The following is a 14,805-nucleotide window of genomic DNA, read 5'->3' on the forward strand; positions in this document are numbered from 1 at the left end:
TTTTATGAAAAAGTCTAAAGTTTTCTGGGGCTATGCCGTAATAGCGCTAGTCATCTATGCAGTTGTACAATTGTTGATTACAACAGAAGTAATTGATTTGTACTATAAAAATATGTTGATCACAATGTGTATTAATATCATGCTGGCTGTCAGCTTGCATATTGTTATTGGTGTTACTGGACAATTCTCGATTGGACATGCTGGATTCCTTGCAGTGGGAGCGTATGTATCGGCTATTATTACAACAAAGTTAATGTTACCATTCCCATTGGCCATCCTATTAGGGGCTGTAGCAGCAGCAGTTGCTGGTTTAATCGTAGGGATTCCAACGCTTCGGTTAAAAGGGGATTACTTAGCAATTGCTACACTAGGATTTGCAGAGATCATTCGTATTATCTTTTTAAATACGGATTATGTTGGTGGCGCAGCAGGGATGCAGGTTAAATATTTATCGAACTGGACATACGCATTCTTTGGCGTAGTGTTAACGATTCTAGTTATCTCAAACTTTACAAATTCTCGTCATGGGCGTGCTTGTATTTCCATTCGAGAAGATGAAATAGCAGCAGATGCGATGGGTATTAACACGACTTACTATAAAGTTGTTGCATTTGCGATTGGGTCTTTCTTCGCAGGTCTAGCAGGAGCCATTTTTGCACATAACTTTTACATTATTCAACCGACAACATTCGGTTTCTTAAAATCATTTGATATTTTAATTTACGTTGTACTTGGTGGTTTGGGAAGTCTTTCTGGTTCAGTGATTGCTGCGATTTTCTTAACAGTCGTGTCTACTTATCTAGCAAACTTCCCAGAAACACGTATGATTATTTACAGTTTAGTATTAATTATCGTGATGCTCTATCGTCCAACAGGCTTGATGGGAACGAAAGAGATAACACAATTATTTAAGTTTGGTAAAAAGGGAGGTACTAAATAATGACTGGAAACCTTCTTATCAATGTTGAAAATATGGGTATTCAATTCGGTGGTTTAAAGGCAGTTCAGGGCGTTAATATGTACCTTAACCAAGGCGAATTGGTAGGACTTATTGGGCCAAACGGTGCTGGGAAAACAACTAGCTTTAATATGTTAACAGGGGTATATACACCAACGGAAGGTACAATTACTTTTAATGGTATGAAATTGAATGGACTTGCTCCCTATCAGGTTACCCAGAAGGGGATCAGCCGTACGTTCCAAAATATTCGCTTATTTAAAGAGCTGTCTGTACTAGACAATGTTAAGGTAGCCAACCATTCTCTTGCTAAGCATTCTATGTGGTCTTCTATTTTTCGTTTGCCTACTCATTTCAAAGGTGAGGCTGAAATGGAGCAACAGTCAATTGAGTTCTTAAAAATCTTTGGCTTAGATGTTTATAAAGATGAGCTAGCAAAGAATTTGCCCTACGGGATGCAGCGTCGTTTAGAGATTGCTCGTGCGTTAGCGGCAAATCCCAAACTACTTTTATTGGATGAACCAGCAGCAGGGATGAACCCACAAGAAACTCATGATTTAATGGAGTTAATTGCATTTATTCGTAAAGAGTTCGGCTTAACAATATTGCTGATTGAGCATGATATGAGCTTAGTTATGGGTATTTGTGAACGTATTTACGTACTTGATCATGGACAATTAATCGCTGATGGGACACCAGAAGAAATTCGCAACAATCCAAAGGTAATAGAAGCGTACCTTGGTGAGGAGGTTATCGGCTAATGCTAAAAGTACAAAATATCGATGTTTATTATGGCAACATCCAAGCATTAAAGGGCCTCTCTTTAGAAGTAAACGAGGGTGAGATTGTAACGTTAATCGGTGCAAACGGTGCTGGAAAGAGCACGCTCTTAAAGACATTATCAGGTTTATTGAAGCCAAAAGGTGGCATTATTGAATATGAAGGCTTTTCGATAGCTGGGAAAGCGGCACAGACTATTGTTAAATCAGGGATTTCTCACGTTCCAGAAGGACGCCGTGTTTTTGCCAATATGTCAGTTGAGGAAAACTTAGAGCTTGGTGCATATCTGCGAAATGACAAAGCAGGTATTAAAAAAGATATGGATCATGTTTTCGAGTTATTTCCACGATTATTAGAGCGCCGAAAACAGCAGTCAGGTACATTGTCTGGTGGGGAACAGCAGATGCTGGCGATGGGACGCGCCTTAATGGCAAAACCAAAACTATTATTAATGGATGAACCTTCAATGGGTCTTGCACCGTTGATGGTAAAAAATATCTTTAATATTATTGAGCAGGTTAATAAAGAAGGAACAACCGTCTTACTTGTAGAGCAAAATGCTAATATGGCATTATCTGTCGCTAACCGTGCATATGTACTTGAAACAGGGCGTATTGTTTTATCTGGTTCAGCAAAAGAGCTACAAGAGAGCGAGCAAGTAAAGGCAGCTTATTTAGGCGGATTATAAAAATGGTAGGACATCTCATGTTGAGATGTCCTTTTTGGCTTGTATGTTGAAAGAATCAGAGGTAGCATTTCCACTTTACTTTTTGGTAAGGTTGAAAAAAGGAGTGATGCTTTTTGAAGTATTCAGCACAATATTTTATTGAACATTTAAAGTTAGCCGAACATCCTGAAGGGGGCTATTACATTTCATCGTTTCGTGCATCGGACGATATAGCAGTGAGAGATGTACAGAGACCGATTTATACTAGTATATATTTCCTCCTGCGCTCACAGGATATTTCACATTTACATCGTTTACAATCGGACGAGCTATGGTATTATCACGCAGGAAGCCCACTAACAGTGCATATGATTTTCCCAGATGGGACATATGAAGCGAAGAAGCTTGGCTTGAATGTAGAAGCAGGGGAGGTCCCTCAAATCGCAGTACCAAAGCATACAATTTTCGGCTCGTCGGTGGAGGAATCTGATTCGTTTAGTTTAGTAGGATGTATGGTGGCGCCAGGCTTTGACTTTGAGGATTTTGAATTGTTCACACAGGAAGAGCTTTTAGCAGATTATCCTCAGCACGAGGAAGTTATTCGTAAAATGGCCTACAAAACAATAGAATAGAAAAAACAGCCGTCTCAATTATGTTGAGACGGCATGGTTTGTTCACCAGAATATTTCTTCAGGATAATTTAGTTGAATTTGAATATCATGTAATGCTTGTTTTGTTGCTATAGCTGCTTCCATCAGGTGGGATTTTAAAGCTACATATTCATGGTCCTCTACCATTAATCTCACAGCAAATGCCGCTAAATGAGCCTGACGTTCCTCTTTACTTAATTCGATATATTCTAGATTTAGAACATCCACGTACTGGGTTGCAAAACGGAAAGTTAAGGGATTTTTAGCATGTAACATGCTTAAAAACACAGCATAATCTTCTTCACTTACCTCTTGCTCTAGACATTCAGCAATAGCCGCTTGAAATTTGCGTATAATAGCTATTTCAGGATTCCACATAGAAGCATTGTTTAACTTTTGGTGCAGGTCAATAAAATCATTTAATGCGATGGCACTAAAGATAATTTCCGGCCAAAGAATTTCTGTTGAAAAATAGACATTCTTACTTGGAAAGATGAGCTCATGTTGTGTTAGAACACTCTTATTAAGTCCATTACTAACAAACTCTAGGTGATGTTCACCGAGCATAGCATGTCTTAGTTTATAGCAAACGCTTAAAATACGTAGTCGAGGACCCTGATAATCATAGTATTTATTTTCGTCACCAGTTACTTTATAAATAGCATTAATTAGTTCATCTAAATCCCAATAATCCGCGCTAATTCTTACCCCTGTTAGTTGTTCTGTGCTTTGAATGGATATCATAGTCCTCGCCCCTCCCCTTAAATGTGTTTATTTTGGTGTGTAATTGAGTAGTTTGAATAGTTCTGTTCGTTCCTTCTCTGTTAAATCACGCCATTGCCCTACCTTTAAATTACCAAGCTTAATATTCATAATTCGAATACGTTGAAGACGCTTAACGGAATATCCTAGTGCAGTACACATTCGACGAATTTGGCGGTTTAAGCCTTGCTCTAAAATGATTTTAAATACTTTATCTGAAATCTTTTCCACATGACATGGTAAAGTTGTTGTATCTAAAATATCGACCCCAGCCCCCATTTTTTGGATGAATTGCGCAGTTATAGGCTTATCAACTTGAACAATGTATTCTTTTTCATGATGATTTTCAGCACGTAGAATTTTATTGACGATATCACCATCATTCGTTAACAACAATAGCCCCTCTGATTCCTTATCAAGACGCCCGATATGAAAAATACGCAAAGGATGATTGACAAAATCAACGACATTGCCTTTTATATGACGTTCTGTTGTACTTGTAATCCCAACAGGTTTATTCAGAGCAATGTAAACAAGCTGTTGTTCTTTCTTTACCTCTTTTCCATCCACGCAAACAATGTCTCCTGTTTCAACCTGACTACCAACTGTAGCCAGCTCACCGTTAATCGTTACCTTTCCTTCTGCTATCCATTTATCAGCCCCACGACGAGATATGATGCCTGTTTCACTTAAATATTTATTAATACGCATATTGTTCTCCTATATTTTATATTATTTTTAAGTATACCTTAACGTCACACATACAGTGAATGCTAGAAGCTTTTCTAGCAAAAATAAATTAGTTGGAAAAATTTTTGAAAAAGTTGAAATTATTTTATGTTTCTGACAATATATTAGGTGAGAGGGTTTCTATGAAAATATTGTTATTCCGATATAAAATAACGTTTTTTGTAGATAGTTCTCATTAAATTGTGTAAAGGGGAGAAGTAAAATGGTTTATGCATTTCCAAACACTGAAGGATCGGTAGTTCAATTCAAAGAGAGATACGATAATTATATCGGTGGCGAATGGACACCCCCAGTGAAGGGTCAGTATTTTGATAACGTTACTCCTGTTACTGGACAAGTTTTTACACAAGTAGCACGTTCCACAGCTGAGGATATTGAACATGCATTAGATGCGGCGCATGCTGCTAAGGATGCATGGGGCAAGACATCACCAGCAGAACGCGCAAACATTTTACTTAAAATTGCGGACCGTATTGAGCAAAATTTAGAAAAGCTAGCCGTTGCTGAAACATGGGATAACGGTAAAGCGGTACGCGAAACATTAAATGCAGACATCCCTCTTGCAATTGATCATTTTCGTTATTTTGCTGGGGTATTACGTGCTCAAGAGGGCTCAGTAAGCCAAATTGATAACGATACAGTTGCTTATCATTTCCACGAGCCAATTGGCGTAGTTGGCCAAATTATACCTTGGAACTTCCCATTATTAATGGCTGTATGGAAGCTTGCGCCGGCACTTGCAGCTGGAAACTGTGTCGTATTAAAACCTGCAGAACAAACACCAGCATCTATTATGGTGCTTTTAGAATTAATAGAAGACTTACTACCACCAGGTGTCATTAATGTTGTGAATGGATTTGGCTTAGAAGCAGGGAAACCGCTTGCATCAAATCCACGCATAGGTAAGATTGCCTTTACAGGTGAGACAACAACAGGGCGTTTAATTATGCAATACGCTTCTCAAAACCTTATTCCAGTAACATTAGAACTGGGTGGTAAGTCGCCAAACATCTTCTTTGAAGATATTATGGATAAAGATGATGCCTTTTTAGATAAAGCTGTTGAGGGCTTTGTGCTATTCGCTCTAAATCAAGGGGAAGTATGTACTTGTCCTTCACGTGCACTGATCCAAGAATCTATTTACGATAAATTTATGGAGCGCGTATTACAGCGAGTAGAAGCCATTAAAGTTGGCAACCCACTTGATCCAAACACAATGATGGGTGCACAGGCATCTAGTGAGCAAATGGAAAAAATTCTTTCTTATTTAGATATTGGTAAGCAAGAAGGTGCAGAATGTCTAATTGGAGGAGACAAAAATAATGTGGGTGAAGGCTTCGAAAATGGCTACTACATTAAACCAACTGTTTTCAAAGGGCATAATAAAATGCGTATATTCCAAGAAGAAATTTTCGGACCAGTTGTTGCTGTCACAACATTTAAAACGAAAGAGGAAGCATTAGAAATTGCTAATGATACATTATATGGTTTAGGATCAGGTGTTTGGACGAGAGATATTAATACGGCATATCGCTTCGGTCGTGAAATTCAAGCTGGTCGTGTTTGGACAAACTGTTACCATGCATATCCTGCACATGCTGCATTCGGTGGCTACAAAATGTCGGGTGTTGGTCGTGAAAATCATAAAATGATGTTAGCGCATTACCAACAAACGAAGAACTTATTAGTTAGTTATAGCGAAAACAAACTTGGTTTCTTCTAATTCGTAGGGAGGTGCATGAGCGTGGTTGAACGTGTATTAGCTACGGAAGAAGCGCTAGCACTAATCGATCTATTAAAAGAGAAACATGGGCCCGTTATGTTTCATCAATCAGGCGGATGCTGTGATGGCTCATCACCAATGTGTTATCCAGAAGGGGATTTGTTAATAGGAGATCAGGATGTGTGCCTTGGTGAAGTGGGTGATGCTCCTTTCTATATGCACAAAAATCAATATGATTACTGGAAACATACACAAATTATATTGGATGTGGTGGATGGCAGAGGCGGCATGTTTTCACTCGAGGGCGTAGAGGGAAAACGTTTCCTAACAAGGTCAAGAGCCTTCACATCTGAAGAACTGCAAGAGCTAGGGTTAATTTAACAAGTGATTTGTACAGCGGCAAAGTTTTTCTGCCGCTGTTTTTTATCTGGAAATAGAAAAGTTATTGTATGGAAAGTGAGGCTTTAGTGATGAATATTTATTTTGAGTGTTCAAGTGTTTCGATATTAATTTTTATGGAAAAGAGTATGTAAAGCGATATTACTGGATGAATTTCTTAGGAAAAGGAATAGATTTAATCGATCCTTTAAAGTCATGGTAAATAATAGTTTCTTTGTGGTTTTTGCTACCATCGGCCATACCTCCTTTGTAGGTTGTTAATATTTTCTATTAAATCAAATAAAGTAAGTAACATACATTAAATTATGTTTACTTTTTATGTTAATTGTTACAAAGAGGGTGAATCTTTCTCACATTATGTTACGTAAAACGGGTAAAGGAGTGGGATTTAATATGGATTATGTGATGATTGAAAATGAATTTGCAAATATAGTAGAGGATGTTTCAAAGGCTGCAGGCTGGACGGTGGACCGTAAAATTGTATTAGCTATTGCTAGTACATTCGTAGCGTCAGGAAAAACTTTTGATGCAACGAAGTATAAAAATGTTTTACAAGAGATGAAGAAGCAATCTACATGGATGTCTCCTTTACGAACAACAGTTGGATATAGTATTGCTGCCAACCTCATGGAGCAAGATGATGCTGAAAATGCAGTAAAGAATTTACTTACAAATGTGAGCATCTTGAAGGAGGTTAAATTTAGAAGTGGTAATTTTAGCTATATCGGGGCGCAGTTTTTGACGGAGGATGAACAGGATAAAAAGGCGCATGCACAGGCGGCTAGGGCCTTATTCGATGCTATACGTAAACATCACCCATTTTTAACCTCATATGAGGACATTCCTTATGCCGTATTATTAAGTAGTCCATCTGATGATGTTGAAATGCGTGCAGCTACCATGAATCGATACTATAAAGAGCTACGAACATATAATTTTAATGCTGGTAATGAGCTCCAATGGCTTTCGCAGGTATTAACATTTTTTTCACCCCAATTTGATGGTCAGCTAGTATCAGATGTTGTGGCCCTTCGTGATGTGCTCAAAAAGCAGAGCGTTAAAGTCAAGGCTATGCATTATCCTTTACTTGGCTTTTTAGCAATACTTAATCTGAATAAAACACAACTTCAAGGATTGATTGATTTATACCATGAATTAAAAGACATGAAGTTATTAAAATGGCATCGTGAATTTGTGCTCTTTATGGCTGTACAAATCGCTATTTATGATATGGCAAAGGTGCAAAAGTCTTTGTCCATGACCATTATGTCTTCTATAGAGCTATTAATTCAAGCACAGCAAGCAGCAATGATTGCAGCGGTTAGTGCAGCTACCATTGCATCTAGTTCAAGTTCTTCGTGATAGAATAAAGAATAACATGATTATTTGGAGGTGCATTTGAAGGATGAAGGAAACAAAACTGTGGATTAATGGCCAGTGGCATGATGCAGAGGAAAGCTATGAGCTAGCTTCTCCATACAACGGTGAGGTTATTGCTCATGTAGCTAAAGCATCTATTCAAGATGTAGAGAAAGCTATCGAAGGTGCACAGCAGGCATTCCAATCGTTTAAAAAGACAACAGCCTACGAACGTGCCGAAATATTATATAAAGTTGTTGATAAGATGCGCCAACGAAAAGAAGAACTTGCAGAGATTTTAGCCTTAGAGGCTGGAAAACCTATAGTTGCAGGTTTAGCTGAAATTGACCGTACAATCGCCACCTATCAATTTGCAGCAGAGGGAGCTAAACAGTCAAAAGGTGAGACTGTGCCAATGGATGCAGCCCCTGGAGCAGGGGATCGAATAGGCTGGACAAAAAGAGAACCTTTAGGTGTGGTATCAGCCATTACGCCATTTAATTTTCCATTCAATTTAGTGGCTCACAAGTTAGGTCCAGCATTTGCAGTAGGTAATACAGTTGTATTAAAGCCAGCAACACAAACGCCACTAAGTGCTATCGTTATGGCTGAAATTTTCCGTGAGGCAGGATTACCAGATGGGGCATTGCAAATTGTGACAGGCAGTGGAGGCGAGCTTAGTGATACACTTGTCACACATCCATACGTCAAAAAAGTAACGTTTACAGGTAGTGGTAAAGTTGGTTTGAAAATTAAAGAAAAAATAGGTTTACGTAAAGTTACTTTAGAGCTAGGTTCTAATGCAGCGGTAATTGTCGAACCCTCTACGCCAATAAATAAAATTATCAATCGTTGTGTAAGCGGGGCTTTTAACTTTGCTGGACAAGTATGCATTTCATTACAACGTATTTATGTGCATTCTTCCATTATTGATGAATTTACTAAAGCCTTTGTTGCAGAAACAGAAAAGCTTATAGTAGGAGATCCATTAGATAAAACTACGGATGTCAGTGCCATGATTAATCCAAATGAAGTGGAACGCATCAGGGAATGGATTGAGGAGGCACAGGAACAGGGGGCTAAAATTGCAACTGGAGGCGTATTTACTGAACGTACTTTAACACCAACAGTTATGACGAATGTGACAGCTGATATGAAAATTGTCTGTCAGGAAACATTCGCACCAATCGTCTCAATTGTTTCATATGAAACATTAGACGACGCAATTCGACTTGTAAACGAGTCGGACCTTGGTCTAAATGCAGGTATTTACACGAATATACTGTCAGATGCTTTATATGCAGCAGATGAATTACAGGCTGGTGCTGTCATTATTAATGACATTCCGACATTCCGAGTAGATAACATGCCATATGGTGGAGTAAAGATGAGTGGTTACGGACGTGAAGGAATTAAGTGGGCTCTAGAGGAAATGACTGACATGAAATTTATTTCGATGAAAAAATCGTTCTAAATTTGCATCAGCTCTTTTTCTGCGATACGATGACGAAAGAACAACATGAGAAGGGAAGTTGCAAGAATTATGCCAAACAACGCTGTACCAATGAGCCAATCACGTACGGTTCAATCGCGTCTCGTATTACCCCCAGACACAAATAATCACAATTCTATTTTCGGTGGAAGAGTGTTAGCTTATATTGATGAAATCGCTGCTATTACAGCAATGAAACATGCAAAAGGCCTTGTAGTGACAGCTTCTATTGACTCGGTTGATTTTTTATCCGCTGCACATGTAGGAGATATTCTTGAAATCGAGAGTATTGTTTCGTCTACAGGACGTTCTTCGATGGAGGTTTATGTTCGCGTTGTTTCGCGTAATATTGAGACTGGCGAGGAAAAATTAACGACAGAATCATTTGTCACGATGGTTGCAGTAAATGAGGAAGGGAAACCAGTACCAGTTCCTGCGATTTACCCTGAAACAGATGAAGAAAAGCGTTTATTTGAAACTGGGCCAGCAAGACGAGAGCACCGTAAACAAAAACGTGCATTGCCGCATTAAGGAAAAAGGGAACTCTAAACGAGTTCCCTTTTTTTACATATTTAACTCATTAACAACATTAATGAGCGAGTCGGAAGACGAAGATACTAGCGTAGCGCCCTGCGATAATTCAGTAATTAAATTGGAAATGGCTGAAATATCTCTTGATGTATTTACATATTGCTGTTGAATACCAGAAACTGCATCAGCAATATCATTAAATGACTTGGATAAACTTTCTTGTGTATTGACGCTATGCTGAATTTTTTGATCAACATTGATAACTGAATTAGCCATAGTCGTAATATTACTTTCCGTTTCCTTAATAAGATGAGAAACATTTTGGACGGCGTTTTTTGTTTCCTCAGCGAGTTTACGAACTTCCTCAGCAACCACCGCAAAACCTTTCCCATGTTCTCCTGCTCGTGCTGCCTCAATAGAAGCATTTAATGCTAATAAATTGGTTTGATCTGCAATGCCTGTAACTAGCCCAACGATTTCAGAAATTTTTTGAGAAGAGGTACGTAGTTGGTTCATCGTTACCTCAAGACCGTTGACACTTTGCAAAATAACTTGGATTAAATCATTTTGTTCTTTCAACTGCTGTTGGCCACGTCTTGATTTTTCTTGTGTATCTGCTACGAAGCTCAATCCTTGCTTAGTCGCTACAGCAATATCATCTGTTTGTGAGGAGATCACTAATAATGATGCGGCTGTTTCCTCACTAATGGCATTAAGCTCCTCAGCAGTACTTTGGATTGTCGTGACAAGGGAATTTTTTGTTGCATCTGCTACTGAGCGAATACGCTCTTCCTCTTTTTCATAGGCCTCAATCACCAGCTGTTGCTCAAAATTAATGATTTTACAAAAAGCGTTTATAGCACGAATAGCATCTGTTTTAGAAATATCCACTTCGTTCACAAAGTTTGCAAAAGTAGTAGTGAGTGATTGGAATGAGGCAATATACCACTTTGACTGCAAGCCAATTCGAACGTGAGCCTCAGCAATGGCTTTTCGTTCAGCAATGTAGGCATCATTAATATGACTTTCAAAAATGTCGCTTAAATGTTTATGTAACGTAATTTTCAAACGATCAATATGTGATGTTCTATTAATAATATCAAGTAAATCTTGGCTCAAACTAATGGCTGCATAAAATTTCTCCACCATTTCAGGAATTAAGTCTTTAGCTAAGGGCTGTAGTTGCTTAATAATAGCTAAATCCTCAAGTGTTAAATTTAAAAGTTGTAATTGTTTTTGAAGATTGGGGTGGTTCAATACATCTAGTTGTACACTGCTCTTAAAATTTTCTGGTGTTAAAGTAATTGAGTAGCTAGAACTACTATTTTTTGAAAACCAACTCATTATTATTTGCTCCATTCTTAATATCCATTATAAATTGTAAGTAAATAAGCACTTTTGAAATTTGTTAGGTTTGTAAATTTAATAAATAAATGGGCTTAAATCTATTTTACTATTATTTGCTGAATATTTGGTTAAAAAATTGGTTATTTCTTTATTTTTTTACTTTATTGTTAGTCCAAATGGTGAATCGATATAAATTTGAATTTAAAATAGGAAACCTGTAAAATACGAACTGTTTAGCAATATAAAAATCGTACGAAAAAAAGAAGGGGAGGAGGGATAGTATGGAGAAAAGACGCTTTAAATTTGTTATTCCTGTCATGGTGATTGTTGCAATTGGTTCTGTTTATATGCTACGAAACTATTATGCTGAGGTACCAGATGTTGAGCAATTATTAATTACAATATGTGCAGCTTTAGGATCAGGGGTATTAGCCTATTTTTTATTTCCACAGCAGGGCGATAATAAAATTGATGATAGAGGACCGTATTAATAAAGTGAAAAAGCTGCTCGTTTCACAACAAAACGAGCAGTCTTTTTTTATGGTTTAAATAGTTTAAACCATCCCTTATGTTTAAAGATGGCCAGCATAAAGATAACGATAATTATCATAATTCCAAGTACAATAAAATAGCTATATTGTCCATGAAGCTCCGGCATATTATCGAAATTCATTCCATATACACCAGCAATGAAGGTAAGTGGGATAAAGATTGTTGAGACAATTGTTAGAGTCATCATAATGCCATTCATGCGACTCGAACTCATAGCCATATAACTATCTCGCATATCCGCGGTAAGCTCTCGATTGGATTCAACCATCTCTGTTAGCTTAAGTAGATGGTCGTAGATATCTCCAAAATAAGCTCTTTCTGATTTCTTTAATGAGAAACGGTAAGAATTAAGAACGCGATATAAAAGATCACGCATTGGTAAAATAGTACGTCTTAAATCAAGTAAGTCACTACGGAACTCGAAGACAATTTTCATGGCATTTACATTGCTTTGGTATGTAAGTTCACCTTCTAAAGCATTTAGATGATCTTCAATTTTGTAAACGAGTGGAAAATAACTATCAACGATTTTATCAATGGTTTGATACGTTAAGTATACAGTACCGCGCTCCCAATTCTTCGGTTGGTTTTCCAGCATCTTCTGCACCTTATCTATTTCAGGGACAGGATTTTTATGGAAGGTTACGATAAATTTATTGGAGGCAAATATATTAACCTCCTCCGCAGCTAACGTCTCTTCATTCACTCGATGAATGACAAAGAAATGAAAGTCATCATAAAAGTCTAGCTTCGGACGCTGTAATCTCATTAAGCAATCTTCAATAGCAAGAGGGTGAAAATGAAAAAATGTATCCAACAATGATTCTTCCTCGGCTGTAGGACAATTAAAATCAACCCAATACCATTCAAATTCTTGCTGATGGATCTCCTCTAATGGAAAATCTTTTAACAGATGTTGTTGTTTTGTAATGCCAATGGTGCTTATCACGGTTTTCACCTCAAATTATTTACTACAAAATAGTTAGTCCTCTTTAAAGCATACCCATCCACCGAACAAAGTAGTGGCAAAAAATCTAGAAGGTTTAGTAAAGCCTGCCCTTTGTAAAAGTGTTACAATTTCCTCTTCACTCATAAAAGAAAGAGAACGAATGGATTTTTCCATCTCTGCTAATTCAGACAAAGAAAGTCTAGTATGCTGTTGCCAATAGGAACGCCATAAATCAAATTGTAGTTCTGTTTCTAAAGAGCCTAGCTGACCATATTTTGAAACAAGGACAAATGGTGCTCCAGGTTTTAAATGTTTTGCTATTTCTTTTATTGTGTCTAGCTTTTCTTTATATTCCTGAATAAAATGCAAGACGAGAACACAGCTTGCTGCATCATACTGTGAGAAGGGCAGCGAAGCATCTAGTATTGTAGCCTGATGGAATGACATATTATTTGGTAGAGCGAGTAAACGCTCTTTAGCTATGCTAAGCATGGATGCAGATGGATCAATGCCAGTGAATGACCAATGTGGCCTTCCTTCTGCCAGCTGTATAATTTCATTGCCGCTCCCTGCTCCCACGATTAACATGTTAGCATTTTCTGGTAGTCTAGAGTGATAAAAAGTTTGTATTAAACGTAGCATGGCATCATAACTAGGCAATGTACGGCGAATACCCTTTTCATATTCATTTGCTAATGTGTTGTTAAATTCCAACTCTCCTCACAGCCTTTCAAAAAAATTTTAAAAAATCCTTTTAAATGTGAAACTATTGTGGGTATAGTTCCGTAAATAGTAGTACATAAAACATAGATAAAGTTCAAAGAAAGGGTTGATATATATGGAGACTAAATGGTCTAAAGTAATCATACACGCAAGTGCATTTTTTGCGCCATGGTTAGTGCCCATTATTTTCTTTTTAATTAGTTCTGATGAGGAAGTAAAGGCAATTTCTATTCAAGCATTGCTATTCCAAATTGTCATGGGTGTTTTAATTGCTATCTCTGTTGTTTTAAGCTTTGTCCTTATTGGCTTACCATTTTTAATCATTTTCGGCATTATGCTATTTGTGGTACCGATTATTGGTATCGTAAAAGCATTGTCGGATGAACCTTGGCGCTATCCAATTGTTGGTCGCTGGGTATAATTTTCATAGACGCAAGTATATGCTAGTTGCATATGCTTGCGTTTTTTCTATGACTAACTAGGGTACATTAAATGTATGAGGAAATTATTAACCGTACACAAATAATTAAAAAAGTGCTCTTTTTGTTGCCTTAAAGGGCATTTTCAAGACTTTCCACTTTTCTATGGGCGAAATCATTGCAATTTTTTTCAGGCGTTTTGTATAATATACTCAAAGAAAGTCAAAGATAGTCAAAGTCAGTGAAGCAAGCGAGGTGTATTCCTAAAATGCGTAATATATCAGACATCATAGAGGGTTACTTAAAGCAAGTACTTGAATTAGGTGGAGAAGGGCATATTGAAATTAAACGTAGTGAAATCGCTGATAAATTTCAATGTGTACCATCACAAATAAATTATGTCATTAATACAAGATTTACTGCCGAGCGGGGTTACCTTGTTGAGAGCAAACGTGGTGGTGGTGGATACATTCGAATTTTACGTGTCCGCGCGAATTCACAGATTGATTTAATCGACGATGTTCTCCGGCAAATTGAAGGTGGAGCATCTCAAACGATGGCGGAAGATTTGGTTTATCGACTCATTGATGAGCAGGTAATTTCCAAGCGAGAAGCGAAATTAATGTTAGCAGCAATTGATCGCTCCACGATCGACTTGCATCTCCCATTAAGAGATGTCATTCGATCAAAAATATTGCGAGCAATGCTGACAACAATTAAATATGAACAACAAAAATAGTGAGG

Annotated in this window: 17 protein-coding genes and 1 pseudogene; 12 read left to right on the plus strand and 6 right to left on the minus strand. The window is 37.6% G+C overall.

The genetic code is table 11. From position 1 onward, the window contains the following. Positions 1-4: 4 nt before the first annotated feature. The 4 genes from V1L66_RS00670 to V1L66_RS00685 all read left to right on the plus strand — a co-directional run bounded on the left by V1L66_RS00670 (position 5) and on the right by V1L66_RS00685 (position 3,037). A complete protein-coding gene (locus tag V1L66_RS00670) occupies positions 5-940 on the plus strand; it encodes a branched-chain amino acid ABC transporter permease (RefSeq protein WP_016992163.1) in 936 nt (311 codons plus the stop codon). Continuing rightward, complete coding sequence (locus V1L66_RS00675; protein WP_016992162.1) at positions 940-1,719, plus strand: ABC transporter ATP-binding protein; 780 nt, start codon at positions 940-942, stop codon at positions 1,717-1,719. The genes V1L66_RS00670 and V1L66_RS00675 overlap by 1 nt, the downstream gene beginning before the upstream one ends. Then, a complete protein-coding gene (locus V1L66_RS00680; RefSeq protein ID WP_004233555.1) occupies positions 1,719-2,426 on the plus strand; it encodes an ABC transporter ATP-binding protein in 708 nt (235 codons plus the stop codon). Before V1L66_RS00675 ends, V1L66_RS00680 begins: the two co-directional genes overlap by 1 nt. 113 nt (positions 2,427-2,539) lie before the next feature. Next, on the plus strand, positions 2,540-3,037 hold the full coding sequence (locus V1L66_RS00685) for a cupin domain-containing protein (RefSeq protein WP_036077792.1): 498 nt from the start codon (positions 2,540-2,542) through the stop codon (positions 3,035-3,037). A 42-nt stretch (positions 3,038-3,079) separates the two neighbouring features. On the opposite strand, the gene V1L66_RS00690 is transcribed toward V1L66_RS00685, so the two are convergent. Together V1L66_RS00690 and rluF are read right to left on the minus strand one after the other, a co-directional pair. Continuing rightward, positions 3,080-3,799: a DUF6904 family protein gene (locus V1L66_RS00690; protein WP_333005968.1), complete on the minus strand. Its 720-nt coding sequence runs from the start codon at positions 3,797-3,799 to the stop codon at positions 3,080-3,082. Between the two features lie 27 nt (positions 3,800-3,826). Then, positions 3,827-4,528, minus strand: a complete 702-nt coding sequence (gene rluF / locus V1L66_RS00695) for a 23S rRNA pseudouridine(2604) synthase RluF (protein ID WP_016992158.1) — start codon at positions 4,526-4,528, stop codon at positions 3,827-3,829. A gap of 241 nt (positions 4,529-4,769) precedes the next feature. Between rluF and adh the strand changes: the two genes are divergently transcribed. The 5 genes from adh (at position 4,770) to V1L66_RS00720 (ending at position 10,071) form a co-directional block, all read left to right on the plus strand. Further along, complete coding sequence (gene adh / locus V1L66_RS00700; RefSeq protein ID WP_333005971.1) at positions 4,770-6,290, plus strand: aldehyde dehydrogenase; 1,521 nt, start codon at positions 4,770-4,772, stop codon at positions 6,288-6,290. 21 nt (positions 6,291-6,311) lie between these two features. Further along, the gene (locus tag V1L66_RS00705) at positions 6,312-6,671 is read left to right on the plus strand and encodes a DUF779 domain-containing protein (RefSeq protein WP_016992156.1); all 360 of its coding nucleotides are present in this window, start codon (positions 6,312-6,314) and stop codon (positions 6,669-6,671) included. 411 nt (positions 6,672-7,082) lie between these two features. Further along, the gene (locus tag V1L66_RS00710; RefSeq protein ID WP_333005973.1) at positions 7,083-8,051 is read left to right on the plus strand and encodes a DUF4003 family protein; all 969 of its coding nucleotides are present in this window, start codon (positions 7,083-7,085) and stop codon (positions 8,049-8,051) included. Between the two features lie 43 nt (positions 8,052-8,094). Continuing rightward, positions 8,095-9,522, plus strand: a complete 1,428-nt coding sequence (locus V1L66_RS00715) for an aldehyde dehydrogenase family protein (RefSeq protein ID WP_333005974.1) — start codon at positions 8,095-8,097, stop codon at positions 9,520-9,522. Between the two features lie 69 nt (positions 9,523-9,591). Further along, positions 9,592-10,071, plus strand: a complete 480-nt coding sequence (locus V1L66_RS00720) for an acyl-CoA thioesterase (protein ID WP_016992152.1) — start codon at positions 9,592-9,594, stop codon at positions 10,069-10,071. A gap of 33 nt (positions 10,072-10,104) precedes the next feature. Here the strand turns inward: V1L66_RS00720 and V1L66_RS00725 are convergent, their stop codons facing one another. Both V1L66_RS00725 and V1L66_RS00730 read right to left on the minus strand, forming a co-directional pair. Continuing rightward, complete coding sequence (locus V1L66_RS00725) at positions 10,105-10,887, minus strand: methyl-accepting chemotaxis protein (RefSeq protein WP_405027057.1); 783 nt, start codon at positions 10,885-10,887, stop codon at positions 10,105-10,107. Then, positions 10,870-11,430, minus strand: a pseudogene (locus tag V1L66_RS00730) (protoglobin domain-containing protein); the annotation flags it as partial. The pseudogene V1L66_RS00730 and the gene V1L66_RS00725, both read right to left, overlap by 18 nt. 269 nt (positions 11,431-11,699) lie before the next feature. Here V1L66_RS00730 and V1L66_RS00735 point away from each other — a divergent pair. Beyond that, a complete protein-coding gene (locus V1L66_RS00735; RefSeq protein WP_258859982.1) occupies positions 11,700-11,909 on the plus strand; it encodes a hypothetical protein in 210 nt (69 codons plus the stop codon). Positions 11,910-11,956: 47 nt separating this feature from the next. Here the strand turns inward: V1L66_RS00735 and corA are convergent, their stop codons facing one another. After that, complete coding sequence (corA, locus tag V1L66_RS00740; protein WP_016992149.1) at positions 11,957-12,919, minus strand: magnesium/cobalt transporter CorA; 963 nt, start codon at positions 12,917-12,919, stop codon at positions 11,957-11,959. A gap of 33 nt (positions 12,920-12,952) precedes the next feature. Beyond that, the gene (locus V1L66_RS00745; RefSeq protein ID WP_333005977.1) at positions 12,953-13,633 is read right to left on the minus strand and encodes a class I SAM-dependent methyltransferase; all 681 of its coding nucleotides are present in this window, start codon (positions 13,631-13,633) and stop codon (positions 12,953-12,955) included. Between the two features lie 124 nt (positions 13,634-13,757). On the opposite strand from V1L66_RS00745, the gene V1L66_RS00750 reads away from it, so the two are divergent. Both V1L66_RS00750 and V1L66_RS00755 read left to right on the plus strand, forming a co-directional pair. Next, positions 13,758-14,063 (plus strand): DUF4870 domain-containing protein, encoded by a 306-nt coding sequence (locus tag V1L66_RS00750; protein WP_016992147.1) that lies wholly within the window; start codon positions 13,758-13,760, stop codon positions 14,061-14,063. Between the two features lie 266 nt (positions 14,064-14,329). Next, positions 14,330-14,800 (plus strand): CtsR family transcriptional regulator, encoded by a 471-nt coding sequence (locus tag V1L66_RS00755; RefSeq protein WP_004233573.1) that lies wholly within the window; start codon positions 14,330-14,332, stop codon positions 14,798-14,800. Positions 14,801-14,805: the final 5 nt, after the last annotated feature.

It is taken from the genome of Lysinibacillus sp. IITD104 (genome assembly GCF_036698265.2).
Classification (GTDB): Bacteria; Bacillota; Bacilli; order Bacillales_A; family Planococcaceae; genus Lysinibacillus; species Lysinibacillus boronitolerans.

Excerpts from the sequence above, each read along its gene's own strand:
- adh (WP_333005971.1), top strand. The coding sequence starts at position 4,770 with ATGGTTTATGCATTTCCAAACACTGAAGGATCGGTAGTTCAATTCAAA.
- rluF (WP_016992158.1), bottom strand. The coding sequence starts at position 4,528 with ATGCGTATTAATAAATATTTAAGTGAAACAGGCATCATATCTCGTCGT.
- V1L66_RS00710 (WP_333005973.1), top strand. The coding sequence starts at position 7,083 with ATGGATTATGTGATGATTGAAAATGAATTTGCAAATATAGTAGAGGAT.
- V1L66_RS00690 (WP_333005968.1), bottom strand. The coding sequence starts at position 3,799 with ATGATATCCATTCAAAGCACAGAACAACTAACAGGGGTAAGAATTAGC.
- V1L66_RS00755 (WP_004233573.1), top strand. The coding sequence starts at position 14,330 with ATGCGTAATATATCAGACATCATAGAGGGTTACTTAAAGCAAGTACTT.
- V1L66_RS00720 (WP_016992152.1), top strand. The coding sequence starts at position 9,592 with ATGCCAAACAACGCTGTACCAATGAGCCAATCACGTACGGTTCAATCG.
- V1L66_RS00670 (WP_016992163.1), top strand. The coding sequence starts at position 5 with ATGAAAAAGTCTAAAGTTTTCTGGGGCTATGCCGTAATAGCGCTAGTC.
- V1L66_RS00735 (WP_258859982.1), top strand. The coding sequence starts at position 11,700 with ATGGAGAAAAGACGCTTTAAATTTGTTATTCCTGTCATGGTGATTGTT.
- V1L66_RS00750 (WP_016992147.1), top strand. The coding sequence starts at position 13,758 with ATGGAGACTAAATGGTCTAAAGTAATCATACACGCAAGTGCATTTTTT.
- V1L66_RS00715 (WP_333005974.1), top strand. The coding sequence starts at position 8,095 with ATGAAGGAAACAAAACTGTGGATTAATGGCCAGTGGCATGATGCAGAG.
- V1L66_RS00675 (WP_016992162.1), top strand. The coding sequence starts at position 940 with ATGACTGGAAACCTTCTTATCAATGTTGAAAATATGGGTATTCAATTC.
- V1L66_RS00680 (WP_004233555.1), top strand. The coding sequence starts at position 1,719 with ATGCTAAAAGTACAAAATATCGATGTTTATTATGGCAACATCCAAGCA.